Here is an 11,891-nt window from a genome sequence, read left to right on the forward strand (position 1 = left end):
GATCGTCACACGCGGGTTCTGGGCGGGGGTGATATTCGGACGAACCTGCCGTACGGTCACGGGGCCGTACGGCGGGTGATGGTCACGTACAGGTGTTCGTCGAGGACCTTCGGAAGGGTGACGGCGGGCCGGCCGAGGTCGGCGGCGAGCGCGTCGGCGTCCAGCCCGCTCTCGGCGAGGGCGGCCCGGGCCCAGGCCCGCCCGGTGCGCAGATGGCGGGCGAACGCGGCCCCGTCCCGGGCGCCGTACAGCTCGGTGGCGATGGCCGCGTCCCACGGCATGACGGTCCGCGGGCGCAGCGCGTACAGCGCCTTCGCGGCGGCCGTCGGGCCGAGGGAGCGGGGGCGGGCCGGGGACCCGGCCGGGAGCCCGGCGAGGTCCTCGTACGCGGCGGCCAGCGCGTCGATGTCGGCGTCGGTGAGGTCGGCGAGCGGGGTGCCGGGCAGCGGGTGCCCGGCCGTCCAGGCGGCCAGGGCCTCCTCCAGCGGATACGGCTCGCCCTCGGGCGGATAAGGGAGCCTGCAGCCCCAGGAGTTGAGCCAGCGGTGCAGGGCGAGGCGGTGGGCGGGGTCGGTCAGGTCGAGGGCGGGGGCGGTCAGCCGGCGCAGCTCCAGCCAGCTGCGGTCGACGCCCCGGTAGCCGGCGAACACCTCGGCGGAGAGCCGCAGCCGGGCGAGCGGCGGGGCCGGGGGCAGGGGCGTCCCGGGGTCCGGGTCGGGGCCGAGGTGGGCGCGAGCCACCTTGGCGGGCACGCACATCCGCCATGCCTCGGTGACCAGTTCGGCGAGTTCGGCCGGGCCCAGCGCGGCGAGGGTCGCCTGGGCCCAGTTGTAGCGCAGGTCGGAGGTCGGGGGCAGCGAGAACTTCGCCGGTTCCGAGGCCACCAGGGCCGCGCGCTCCTCCTTGGGGAACGCGAAGCCCAGCGTGGTCTCGTCACGGGACAGCGCGAGGTACACGATCCGGCCGATCCGGAACTTCACCCGGTCCCGGATCAGGTGCTCCTCGGTGCGCGGCAGCGCGACCGCAAGGCGCCGCACGTCCTCGACGGTGGCCATGTCTTCCCTCCTGTGGTCCGCGAACGGTGGTCCGTGACCTGTGGTGCGCGAACGGTGGTCCGCGAACGGTGCGCGAACCTACTCCGGCCGGCCCGGCAGGGGGCGGACCTTCACCTGGATCGTGTCCAGGGCCCGGCCGGCGACGGCCGCCGCCTCGGCCCCGGTGGCCGCCTCGGTGACGACCGAGCCGATCCGGTCCCAGGAACTGCGCAGCTCCCGTACCTCGGCCCCCGGCTCCACGCTCACCGCGCACGCCTCGACGCCGGGCAGCGCACGCGCCTCCTCGACACCCGAGACGGACTCCACGACCCCGGCCCCGGTGTGCAGGAAGCGGATCGCGGCGGCCCCGGGCGCCCTGGCGGGCAGCGGGGCGGGCAGCGGTTCGCCCTTCATCAGCGTCCAGAAGGCACGCACCAGGTCGACACGGTACGCGCGGTCCATCAGGTCCACGATGCCGTCGCCCGGGAACCGGCCGGCGCACTCCACCAGGAATGGGCGGCCGTCCTCGACGATCCACTCGCAGTGCGCGATCCCGGTGCCGAACCCGACGGCCCGCAGCAGCCGTTCGGTCTCCGCGCGCAGCAGCGCGTCCAGTTCGGCCGGGATGTCGGCGGGCACCACATGGCCCAGCTCGACCGGACGTCCGCCCGGGTAGAGGTCCTTGCCGGTGACGTTGGCGAACACCGGGCGGCCCCGCTCGACGAGCAGCTCCACGCTGTACTCGCGGCCCTGCACGCACCGCTCGACGAGCATGCGCAGCTCGATGCCCCGGTCGGGGACCATCACGCCCTCGTCCATGGCGGTGGTCTCCGCCCAGGCCTCGTCGATCTCGTCGGCGGAGCCGAGGATGCGGGTGCCGAGGGCGGCCTGCCGGTTGGCGGGCTTCAGGACGGCCGGGCCGGGGTGCTCCGCCATGAACGCGCGGACCTCGTCCGGCCCTGTGACCTCGACGGACTCCGGGTTGAGAATGCCGGCGGCCCGGCTGACCCGGCGCAGCACGGCCTTGTCCCGCAGGATCCGCAGCGCCCCGTGGCCGCCGGTGGGCAGGCCGTAGCGCTCGGCGAGGCGGGCCGCGAAGGGGGTGGCGTACTCCTGGAGCGGGGCGATCGCGGCCGGGTCGAGGTCGGGGTGGGCGTTGTAGAAGGCGTCGGCGGCGCCGTCGAGCTGGTACTCCCAGGCGATCAGCTCCCGTACCACGGGCGCCTCCTCGGCCTTCGGCGCCAGCTCGCGCTTGCGGATCACGTCGGGTTCGTCGACGACGATCACCGAGCCCTCGGGCTGGAACTGGGCGAGGGAGGTCACCGCCACGGGCACGAAGCCCACCATGACGACAGGGCGTTCGGTCATGTCCTTGCTCCTTGTGGGGCCTTGTACGGCCTTGTGGGGCCTGTGGGGGTCGGGTCAGGCGTCCGGGTCGGTCAGGTCGGCGCGGACCTGGGCGGCGAGTTCTCCGGCGGTGGCCATGGCGTCCTCGAACGAGGTGCCCGTCACCCCGAGGAAGCCGAGGATGCTGTTGCCCGCGGGCGGGCGGCGGACCAGGTCGCCGGGGGTCGCGGTGAGCTTCAGGAAGAACACGTCCGCCCGGTCGCCGACGCCGTCGGGGACATGGACCCGCTCGACACGGCCGGAGGCCGGGGGCAGCAGGCACAGGGCGGCCGTGTGGACGCCGGTCGGCGCGTAGTGGCCGACCTCGGGGCGGATGCCGCGGGCCACGGCGGCGACGGCGGCGATCGGGTCGTAGCCGGCGGAGATCCGGGCCATGTGGTCCAGGCCGCCGCCGCCCGGGCGGACGGCGATCTCCACCAGGTGCGGTCGGCCCTCGTGGAAGCGGACCTCGGCGTGCATCACGCTGCGCCGCAGGCCCTGGGCGCGGGCGCCGGCCGTGACGACCTCGTGGACGGCCTCGACCTGGGCGGGGGTGAGGGCGGTCGGGGCGTGGTGGACGTCGTCGTCGAAGGTGTCGCCCTCGGCGGTGACCCGGTCCACGATCGAGCCGAGGTAGACCTCGTCGTCCCAGGCGAGCGCCTCGACCAGGAACTCGTCGCCGTCCAGGAAGGACTCCACGAGGAGCCCGTGCGGGCCCAGGTCCAGGCCGTCGGCCTCCATCGCGTACCAGGACAGCTCGGTCAGGCCCTGGGCGGCCTGGGCGTAGCGCGCGCGCAGTTCGGCGGCGTCGTCGGCGCGGAAGACGTAGTTGGAGGCGGCCCCCAGGGTCGGCTTGACGATCACCGGGTAGCCGAAGTCCGCGGCGGCGCCCAGCGCCTCGGCCTCGCTGGTGACGAAGCGGAAGGACGGGTGGGCGGCGCCCTCGCGCTCGTGGGCCTGGCGCATCAGCAGCTTGTTGCGGCTGGCCCGGGCGGCCTCCACACCGATCCCGGGCAGGCCGAGGGCCTCGGCGACCGCCGCGACCGCCAGCACCCCGGACTCGGAGAAGGTGAACACGCCCTCGAACCGCTCCTCCGCGTGCCACTCCTTGGCCGCGGCGATCAGCTCGTCGACGGACCGCGAACCGGCGACGCGGTAGCGGTCGGCGCGCCAGAAGTCCTCGGTGCCCTCGCCGTTGAGGACGTACACGTCCGCGCCGAGGGCGACGACCTGCTCGTAGCGGGAGATGTAGTAGGTGGCGTTCTGCCGGGCTTCGAGAGCCAGGAGTTTCATGGCGGTTCCTCTCGGGTGGAACGCGGGTGGAAGGGGTCAGGGCGTGGCGTCGAGGGGTACGGCGTCCAGCGCCGCCAGACCCGTGGGGTCGGGGACCCGGCCGAGGACCCGGTCGGCGAGGGTGCGGGCGATCAGCGGCGCGAACTTGAACGACGAGCCGCCGCAGGCCGCGTACGCGTGGGCCGGGCCGCCGAGGGAGACCACCAGGGGGCCGCCGGTCTCGGCGTACGACAGGTAGTAGCAGTCCTTGCTGCCGAGCACCCAGGCCGGTCCGAAGCCCGGCAGCAGGTCGCCGAACTCGACCGCCAGCTCCCGCTGCCGGTACTCGGGCGTGACATGGTCGGTCAGGTCGTCGGTCCGGTGGCAGACGGCGGCCGAGGTGAGCTTGAGCGCCGTACCGGCCACCGGCGGGATCAGCCAGGCGCCGCGCCGGGTGCCGAGGGCGGGGACGGCCGGGGTGGCGGCCCACGCCTCGGCCGCCGCCGCGGGGACCCGGCAGTACAGCAGCGACTGCCGGTGCAGGACCAGCGACTTGGCGATCCGCTCGGGCAGCAGCCGCCGGGCCCAGGGTCCTACGGCGACCACCACGCCGTCGCCGTCCAGCACCTGCCCGTCGGCGAGGCTGACCCGGCCGCGCTCCCCGTCCACCGCGACCACCGGCCGGTGCTCGATCAGGCTGACGTCTGGCTGCCAGCGCAGCCAGCCGGCGCAGGCGGCGAGCACCCGCTCGGCGAGCAGGACGCCGGCGTCGTCCTCCAGGACCGCGTCGAATCCGCTGTCCAGGGCGAGATGCGGGTAGCGGTCGGCGAGTTCGGCCGCGGTGAGCGTCCGGGCCCGGCCGCCGGCGCCGGTCAGGAGCAGGACGCCCGCCTCGGCCGCGGCGGGCGGCAGCACGGTGAGCGCGCCGACCCGCTCGTAGAAGCGGGTGGCGAACAGGTCCTCCAGTTCGAGCCAGCGGCGGTGGGCGCGCAGCGCGGCCGCGGTGGCGGGCGGATCGTCCGGGTGCAGGGCCCGGATGATCCGGTGCTGGTCGAAAGAGGTGGCCCGGCTGTACGGAATGGGCCCCTGGTCGACGACCGTGACCCGGTGTCCGTCCAGGGTGAATTCCACAGCGGTCAGCAGGGCGATCACCCCGCCGCCCACCACGGTGACACGCATCGGGCACCTCCCTTCCTTCTGTCGAGACTTCTCTTGGGGCCTTCTCTTGGGGCCTTCTCTTGGGGCCTTCTCTTGGGGCCTTCTCTTGGGGCCCAGGTCGTCGGTTCAGCTCGGGCAGGCGGTGGAGCCGAGCGCCGGGACGGTGAAGGCCGTGGTCGTCCGCTCGGTGGGCGCGAGGGCGAAGGTGCCGTCGAAACCGCCCTCGGCCCGGGCCAGTTCGGCGAGGTCGATGAGGATCGGGGAGGCCGCGGCGATCAGGGTGCGCAACTCCGCGAAGAGGTCGCCCAGTTCGGCGGCGCCCGCGGCCCGGTCGGGGGCGGCGGCGGTCGAACCGTCGAGCAGGGCCTCGGCCCGGCCCAGGAGCCGCTCGGTGTGCAACGGGATCAGGTCGGCGGTGCGGCTGAGGCTGTAGCCGGTGAGCCGGTAGCCGGACGCGAACCGTTCGGCCGTGGCCGCCCGGCGGGCGTTCGCCGCCGCCGACACCGGCAACTCCTGCCCCTCCAGGCCGAGTTCGGCGACCGCCTTGCCGAGCAGCGCGCCCAGCCGGTTCCACGGCTCGACCAGCCGCCCGCCGGTGATCTTCTCCAGGGCGGCCCGGGAGAAGTTGGTGCGGGCGTACTCGGGGGCGGTGAGCGCGAGATGGAAGCGGACCAGGTCGCGGGGGACCTCCCGCACCAGGTCGCGGGTCCACACCACATGGCCCTTGCTGGTGGAGAACTTCTCGTTCTCCAGCTCGTAGAACTCGTTGCTGACGATCGCGTCCGGGACGACGTAGCGGCCCTCGTGGGCGAGCAGCAGCGACAGGTGGGTCAGGCCCCAGAAGTAGGCGTTGTCGAAGCCGAGGAAGTAGACCAGCCGGATGCCGTTCTCAGTGCGCCACAACTCGTCGTCGGACGCGGGCTGTTCGCCGTGCGCGCGCTGGGCGACGGCCGTGCAGTACATCGAGGCCGGCATGCCCTCGGCCCAGGCGTTGAGGACCTGGCCCGGGGTCTCCGGGAACGGCGCGGGGATCCCCCAGCCGGTGGGGTAGGTGATCGGGAAGTCCGGCAGCGGGCGGGCCAGCAGCTCGCGCATCAGCTGCACGATGTGCGGGCGCCAGGTCGACTGCTTCTCCCGGTGGTAGGCGGTCAGCTGCTCCCGGTACTCCTCCAGCGGCAGGACCAGGATCTCGGCCTCGCGGTGGGTCACCTCCGCCGTGGGGTCGACGGTGGAGCGCGGGTCGGTCAGCTCGGCGAAGTTGTTGGGGTGGCCGCAGCTCTCGCACAGCCCGCCCCGGCTGACCGCCAGGCAGACCGGGCAGCCGCCGCTGACCAGGCCCTCCATCAGGAACTCGCCGGTCGCCTCGACATACGGCAGGCGCACGGTGCGCAGCCGGAACTTGCCGGCCTCGTGGAGGCGGGTGAGGAAGTCCAGCGTCATCGCCCGGTAGCCGTCGTCGAAGGGCGCGAACCCGTCGACGGCGATGCCCATCAGCTCCAGCGTCTCCCGGATGTCCCGCCAGCTCTTGTGGGCCAGCGCCCCGGGGGTGGTGCCCAGCTTGGCGGCGCTGGAGACGACGTAGGTCTGGCTGTCGTCCGTTCCCGTGGTGTAGAGCACCGGCCGGCCGGTGGCCCGCAGATAGCGGGCGTGCACGTCGGCCGCCATGTAGGGGCCCGCGATGTGGCCCACGTGCAGGTCGCCGTTGGGGGTGGGCGGCGGGCCGATGATGACGGTGCGCCGCTGCTCCGACTGCTGCTGGTCCATGGCTCAGGCCTCCTCGGTGTGCCGGGCGGCGAAGCGGCCGGCCATCTCGGCGTCCCACCAGACGCTGTACATCTCGAAGTCGGCGTCGGAGTCGTTGACGACCCGGTGCTCGTGGTGCGGCGGGAAGTGGACGATGTCGCCGGCGGTGAACGGGATCCGCTCGCCGTCGGACTCCAGGAACGCCTCGCCGCGCAGGGCGACGAAGATCTCGTACTCGTGGTGGGCGTGCGCGGTGGACGCGGTGCCGGGCCGGATGACGCACCAGGAGCCCTCGAAGGGGGCGTTCAACTGGGGCCAGGGGAGCAGACGCTGGGCGTCGAGGCCGTTCTCGTGGGTGAGGCCGGCGCGGTCGAGGTGCTTGATCAGCATGTCGTCTCTCTGCGGGGTTCGGCGGGGACCGGGGTGGGTGGCCGGTCGGGAACGGCGGTGGTCAGGCCGCGGCGAGGGCGGGCTCGCGGTCTCCGGCGGCCAGCCGGCCGGCGCGGTGCGCGAGGATGTCCTCGGTGATCTCCGCGGAGCGTGCGGCGAGGACGCTGAGCAGCGAGTCGGCGATGCCGTGGGTGGCCTCGTTGACGCCCTGCAGGTAGCAGGAGGCGCTGTCCCGGCGGCCGGTGTCCAGGCGGTAGTTGCGGGTGACGTCGATCCGGCGGAGGCCCAGCGCGTCGCCGAGCGAGCGCACCATGCGGGGCATCTCGCGGACGAACCCGGTGCCGAGCAGCAGCAGGTCGCAGCGGAGCTCGCGGACCTCGGCGGTACGGCGGTCGGTGAGCGTCAGGACGAGGTCGTCGCCGTCGGCGGTGGCGCCGGTGATGTCGGTCATGGTGACCATGCCCAGGCGGTCCGTGCCGGTGCGCCGGTCCTGGTAGAACTGCCGGTACAGCGAGTCGAGGGTGGCCGGGGCCAGACCGCCGTAGTTGGAGCGGTGCATCTCGGACAGCAGCTGGCGGCGGGCCTCGGGGTCGGCGGCGTGGAACTCGTCGACGAACGAGGAGTAGAACAGCTCGTTGGTGAACTTGCTGCTCTCGTAGCCGTTCAGACCGATCGAGCGCATGATCATCGTCGGCCGGCAGCCGGGCAGGTCCCGCAGGGCCGCGCCGAACAGCTCGGCCGCGCTCTGCGCGCCGCCGACCACGGCGACCCTGAGCGGCCGGTCGGCCGGCACCTCGGCGATCCGCTGGCTGTACTGGGTGGAGTGGATGACCCGCTCGGCCGGCAGCCCGTCGAACACGGCGGGCACATGCGCGTCGCGTCCGGCGCCGATCACCAGGTAGCGGCAGCCGATGGTGTCGCCGTCCGACATCGCCACGGTCCAGCCGGTGACCTCGCCGTCCGTGCCGTGCACGGGGGTGACCGAGGTGACGCCCCGGCCGTACTCCACCCGCACCTGCTCCAGCGAGTCCGCCACCCACTGGAGGTATTCGGATATCTCGCTGCGGTACGGCACGAAGCTGCCGAGGTTGACGAACGCGTCGAGCCGGCCGCGGTCGTGCAGGAAGCTGAGGAACGAGAACTCACTGCGCGGATTGCGCATCGTGACCAGGTCCTTGAGGAAGGAGACCTGGCTCAGGGCGTCCGGGAGCAGCATGCCCCGCTGCCATACGACGTTCTCCTCGCGTTCGACGACGAGGGCGCGGTCCGCGAGTTCGGGCGCCATTTCCTCGAGCGCGACCGCGAGCGCGAGGTTCGCCGGGCCGGCGCCGACGGCGAGCAGTTCGACTGTGCGGTGTGCCATGTGGATCTCCTCAGATGGGGTCGGCGGTCTGGTTCCGGTGACAGGTGGGCCGGCCGGACCTCGACGAGCCGGGCGGTCGGCTGCGGGTGGATACCGCGCGGCTCTGCGCGGGTGGGTATCGCGCAGCTCTGCGCAGGTGGGTATCGCGCAGCTCTCCGCGGGTGGGCCCGTCGGCGTCCGGGCGGCGCCGGGGCCGACGGGTCCGACCGTGCTTGGCGGCCGGCTGCGGGTGGGTACCGCGCGGCTCTCCGCGGGTGGCCCCGTCGGCGTCCGCGCGGCGCCGGGGCCGGTGGGTCCGACCGTGCCCGGCGGTCGGTGGCCGGTGGCCCGGGTCATGCCGGGACGGGCATGTGCAGCGGCTCGTGGTCGAGGGTGACGAGGGCCGCCGCCGTGTCCAGGCGGGCGGTGGTCAGGGCGGGGTCGGCGCCGGTGACGATGACGTAGGAGTGGCGGGCGAGGTAGCCGTTGGGGGGCAGCCGGAGTTCGGTGCCGGGGTCGGCCATCGCCTCGGCGGCCAGCAGGCCCTCGGCGGTGGCCGGCAGGGTGACGGAGCGGACCACGCAGTCCTCGGGCGGGTAGCCGAAGCGGATGCCGACCGTGCGGTGCTCGGTGTCGGTGAAGTCGGGGCGCTGCCCCAGTGCCGCGCGCACGGCGGCGCGGGCCGGGTCGATGCCGGTGGCGAGCTGGCCGAGACGCGGGATGAGATCGCCGCCGAGCCGCCCGTTGATCTCGACGATGACCGGGCCGCGGGCGGTCAGCTTGACCTCGGTGTGGGTGACGCCGAAGCCGTAGCCGATGGCGCGGTGCGCGGCCCGCAGCATCGCCAGCAGCGCGGGGTCGGCGCGCAGCGGGTCGTCGGCGGCGACGTGGTGGCCGATCTCCTCGAAGTAGGGGAAGAGGCCGACCTGTTTGCGGGCCACGAACATCGGGTGGTACGCGCCGTCGACGACGGCCGCGTCGATGCTGATCTCGGGTCCTTCGAGGTACTCCTCGACCAGCGCGCCGCCGCGGTAGGAGACCGCGCCGATCCGGCTCGCCTCGTCGGCCGTCCGGAACGCCTCGACGACCTCACCGGCGTCCGCGGCGAGCACCACCCCGATGCTGGCGCCCATCCCGCGCGGCTTGACGACGACCGGGTAGCCGATCCGCTCCGCCGCCGCGAGCGCCTCCTCGGCGGTATCCACCCAGGCGTACCCGGGCTGGTCGAGACCGGCGGCGGTGAGCAGCCGGCGGCTGCGGTACTTGTCCCGGCAGCCCTCCACGCCGTCCACGCCCGCGCCGGGCAGGCCCAGTTCGTCGGCCACCCGCGCGGTCGTCACGATCAGGGTCTCGTCCCAGCTGAGCACACCCCGCACCGGGATCCGCCCCGCCAGCTCCCGGGCCGCCGCGAGCACGGCGTCCCGGTCGGTGACGTCCACGACCGTGTGACCGGTGAGGTAGGGGGTCTGCCAGTCGGGCTCCTCACCTGTGAACAGCCAGACCGGGTGCGTCCCCGCCGCTCCGGCCAGCAGGTACTCGCGGTACTTGCGCATCCCGCACCCGATGAGCAGGATCACGCCCTCCACGCCCTTGTCGGCACCGTTGTCGTCCACGCGCTGATCGCCTCCTGAATCCGAGTGACAGGGCGATTCCACGGGACGCGCGGGTTGCCCGGAAGCCATGTCCGGAAGGGACAATCAACCCGGACGCGGACCGGGTTCATGTCCGGTTGATTGGCCGTCGGGCGGGGCCCTTCCGGGCAATCGGGCCCGCCGGTTCCATGGCTTACGTGATCAATTACGACGGCAAGCGATTCCGGAAGGTCCTGGCCGACCCGGCCGACGACGCGCCCATCGCGCTGTACCGGCAGCGGGGCGATCTGGTCTGGGCCGAGTTCACCGGCGGTGACGTACGGCGGGGTTCCCTGGCGGGGACCCGCGACACGGACGGTGTGATCAGCTTCTCGTACAGCATGGTCCTCGACGACGGCCGGGTGATCTCCGGCCACAGCGTCAACACCCCCGAGCTGCTGGCCGACGGCCGGATACGGCTGCACGAGCGGTGGGAGCGCTACGGCGCCCACGCGGCGAGCGGCCTGTCGGCCATCGAGGAGGTGCGCTGACATGGCCGGCGTCGACTACTCCGGGCTGGCCGGCGAGGTGGCGGGGCGGGTCTTCCTGCCGGGCAGCGCGGGCTTCCGCGTCGGCTCCCACCTCTTCAACACCCGCTACAAGCACCGTGCCCCGGCGGCCGTGCTCACCGCGGCCCACGCGTCGGACGTGCAGCGGGCCCTGGTCTGGGCGCGCGAGCAGGGCGTCCCGGTCGTCGCCCGCTCCGGCGGCCACAGCTTCGCCGGCTACTCCGTCAACGACGGCCTGGTCATCGACCTCAGCCGGCTCACCGAGACCCACGCGGACGGCTCCACCGGCCTGGTCGTGGCGGGCGGCGGGGCCAGGATCAGCCATGTCTACGACGCGATGCAGCCGTACGAGATGGTCTTCTCCACCGGTACCAGCCCGACCGTCGGAGTGGCCGGCCTGGCGCTCGGCGGCGGCGCCGCGTTCGCCGCCCGCCGCTACGGCCTGACCGCCGACGCCCTGGTGGAGACCACCGTGGTGCTCGCCGACGGCTCCCTGGCGGTGGCCAACGAGCGGGAGAACCCCGACCTGTTCTGGGCCTGCAAGGGCGGAGGCGGCGGCAACTTCGGCATCAACGTCTCCCTCACCTTCCAGGCCCGGCCGGTCCCCGACGTCACCACCTTCCTCCTCACCTTCAGGTGGGCGGACGCCGCCGCCGTCCTGGAGGCCGGCCAGCGCATGGTGCGGCAGGCACCGGACGACTTCGCGGCCCGGCTCGGGGTGTGGACCCACGGCAGCGGCCCCGGCGCGGTCCGGGACAACGCCGAAGTCACCCTGCAGGGGCAGTACTTCGGTCCGGCACACGCGTGCCTGGAGATCCTTGACCCGGTCCTGGCGGTGGCCGACCCGGTGTCCCGGGAGGTCACCGAGCGGACCTTCTGGGAGGCCAACAAGTACATGGTGCACGCCACTTCGGGGGACCAGTTCGCGCTCCGCTCCAACTACATCCGCGAGCCGCTGGCCGCCGACGGCGTCGAGACCATGCTGTCCTGGGTCGAGCGCTGGCCCGGCAGCCACAACGCCGACGGCGGCGGGGTCGGCCTGTTCTCCTGGGGCGGCGCCATCAACCGGGTCGCCCCGGACGCCACCGCCTTCGTCCACCGGGACACCCTGTTCCTGGTCTCCATGGACACCTCCTGGTCGGACGAGGACGAGCCCGGCCGGGTCGCCGCCGGCCTCGACTGGCTGGGCGGCCTGCACGCCGCCATGGCCCCGCACGTCACCGGGTCCGCCTACCAGAACTTCGTCGACCCGGAACTGACCGACTGGCGCGAGGCCTACTACGGCGCCAACTACGCCCGCCTGGTGCAGGTGAAGCAGAAGTACGACCCCGAGGGGGTCTTCTCCTTCGACCAGGCCGTCGGTTCCTGACATCCCCCTCTCAACGAAGGTCCCTCTCCACGAAGGTCCCTCTCTACGAAGGTGAAG

10 protein-coding genes are annotated in these 11,891 nt (G+C 73.4%); 2 read left to right on the forward strand and 8 right to left on the reverse strand.

Annotated features, from left to right (window positions below; genetic code table 11):
- Positions 1–56: 56 nt before the first annotated feature.
- The 8 genes from ACGFZS_RS08000 to ACGFZS_RS08035 all read right to left on the reverse strand — a co-directional run bounded on the left by ACGFZS_RS08000 (position 57) and on the right by ACGFZS_RS08035 (position 9,938).
- Complete coding sequence (locus ACGFZS_RS08000) at positions 57–1,055, reverse strand: MmcQ/YjbR family DNA-binding protein (protein ID WP_393794376.1); 999 nt, start codon at positions 1,053–1,055, stop codon at positions 57–59.
- A 78-nt stretch (positions 1,056–1,133) separates the two neighbouring features.
- Positions 1,134–2,402, reverse strand: a complete 1,269-nt coding sequence (locus ACGFZS_RS08005; protein WP_393794377.1) for an ATP-grasp domain-containing protein — start codon at positions 2,400–2,402, stop codon at positions 1,134–1,136.
- Positions 2,403–2,456: 54 nt separating this feature from the next.
- On the reverse strand, positions 2,457–3,713 hold the full coding sequence (locus ACGFZS_RS08010) for an ATP-grasp domain-containing protein (protein ID WP_393794378.1): 1,257 nt from the start codon (positions 3,711–3,713) through the stop codon (positions 2,457–2,459).
- A 36-nt stretch (positions 3,714–3,749) separates the two neighbouring features.
- Positions 3,750–4,871: an NAD(P)/FAD-dependent oxidoreductase gene (locus tag ACGFZS_RS08015; RefSeq protein ID WP_393794379.1), complete on the reverse strand. Its 1,122-nt coding sequence runs from the start codon at positions 4,869–4,871 to the stop codon at positions 3,750–3,752.
- A 105-nt stretch (positions 4,872–4,976) separates the two neighbouring features.
- Positions 4,977–6,614 (reverse strand): class I tRNA ligase family protein, encoded by a 1,638-nt coding sequence (locus ACGFZS_RS08020; RefSeq protein ID WP_393794380.1) that lies wholly within the window; start codon positions 6,612–6,614, stop codon positions 4,977–4,979.
- 3 nt (positions 6,615–6,617) lie between these two features.
- Complete coding sequence (locus ACGFZS_RS08025) at positions 6,618–6,983, reverse strand: cupin domain-containing protein (RefSeq protein ID WP_393794381.1); 366 nt, start codon at positions 6,981–6,983, stop codon at positions 6,618–6,620.
- A gap of 61 nt (positions 6,984–7,044) precedes the next feature.
- Entirely contained in the window at positions 7,045–8,346 is a 1,302-nt protein-coding gene (locus ACGFZS_RS08030) for a lysine N(6)-hydroxylase/L-ornithine N(5)-oxygenase family protein (protein ID WP_393794382.1), read from the reverse strand.
- A 332-nt stretch (positions 8,347–8,678) separates the two neighbouring features.
- Positions 8,679–9,938 carry an ATP-grasp domain-containing protein gene (locus tag ACGFZS_RS08035; protein ID WP_393794383.1) on the reverse strand — a complete coding sequence of 420 codons (1,260 nt, stop codon included), beginning with the start codon at positions 9,936–9,938 and terminating at the stop codon, positions 8,679–8,681.
- Between the two features lie 176 nt (positions 9,939–10,114).
- On the opposite strand from ACGFZS_RS08035, the gene ACGFZS_RS08040 reads away from it, so the two are divergent.
- Together ACGFZS_RS08040 and ACGFZS_RS08045 are read left to right on the forward strand one after the other, a co-directional pair.
- Positions 10,115–10,447 carry a hypothetical protein gene (locus tag ACGFZS_RS08040; RefSeq protein WP_355710403.1) on the forward strand — a complete coding sequence of 111 codons (333 nt, stop codon included), beginning with the start codon at positions 10,115–10,117 and terminating at the stop codon, positions 10,445–10,447.
- 1 nt (position 10,448) lies between these two features.
- Complete coding sequence (locus ACGFZS_RS08045) at positions 10,449–11,834, forward strand: FAD-binding oxidoreductase (RefSeq protein WP_393794384.1); 1,386 nt, start codon at positions 10,449–10,451, stop codon at positions 11,832–11,834.
- Positions 11,835–11,891 lie beyond the last annotated feature (57 nt).

Source organism: Streptomyces sp. NPDC048288, assembly GCF_043201555.1.
Lineage (GTDB): Bacteria > Actinomycetota > Actinomycetes > Streptomycetales > Streptomycetaceae > Streptomyces.

Bases quoted from the DNA above. Each gene is read 5' to 3' on its own strand.
- ACGFZS_RS08000 (WP_393794376.1), bottom strand. From the start codon at position 1,055: ATGGCCACCGTCGAGGACGTGCGGCGCCTTGCGGTCGCGCTGCCGCGC.
- ACGFZS_RS08015 (WP_393794379.1), bottom strand. From the start codon at position 4,871: ATGCGTGTCACCGTGGTGGGCGGCGGGGTGATCGCCCTGCTGACCGCT.
- ACGFZS_RS08020 (WP_393794380.1), bottom strand. From the start codon at position 6,614: ATGGACCAGCAGCAGTCGGAGCAGCGGCGCACCGTCATCATCGGCCCG.
- ACGFZS_RS08025 (WP_393794381.1), bottom strand. From the start codon at position 6,983: ATGCTGATCAAGCACCTCGACCGCGCCGGCCTCACCCACGAGAACGGC.
- ACGFZS_RS08045 (WP_393794384.1), top strand. From the start codon at position 10,449: ATGGCCGGCGTCGACTACTCCGGGCTGGCCGGCGAGGTGGCGGGGCGG.
- ACGFZS_RS08030 (WP_393794382.1), bottom strand. From the start codon at position 8,346: ATGGCACACCGCACAGTCGAACTGCTCGCCGTCGGCGCCGGCCCGGCG.
- ACGFZS_RS08010 (WP_393794378.1), bottom strand. From the start codon at position 3,713: ATGAAACTCCTGGCTCTCGAAGCCCGGCAGAACGCCACCTACTACATC.
- ACGFZS_RS08005 (WP_393794377.1), bottom strand. From the start codon at position 2,402: ATGACCGAACGCCCTGTCGTCATGGTGGGCTTCGTGCCCGTGGCGGTG.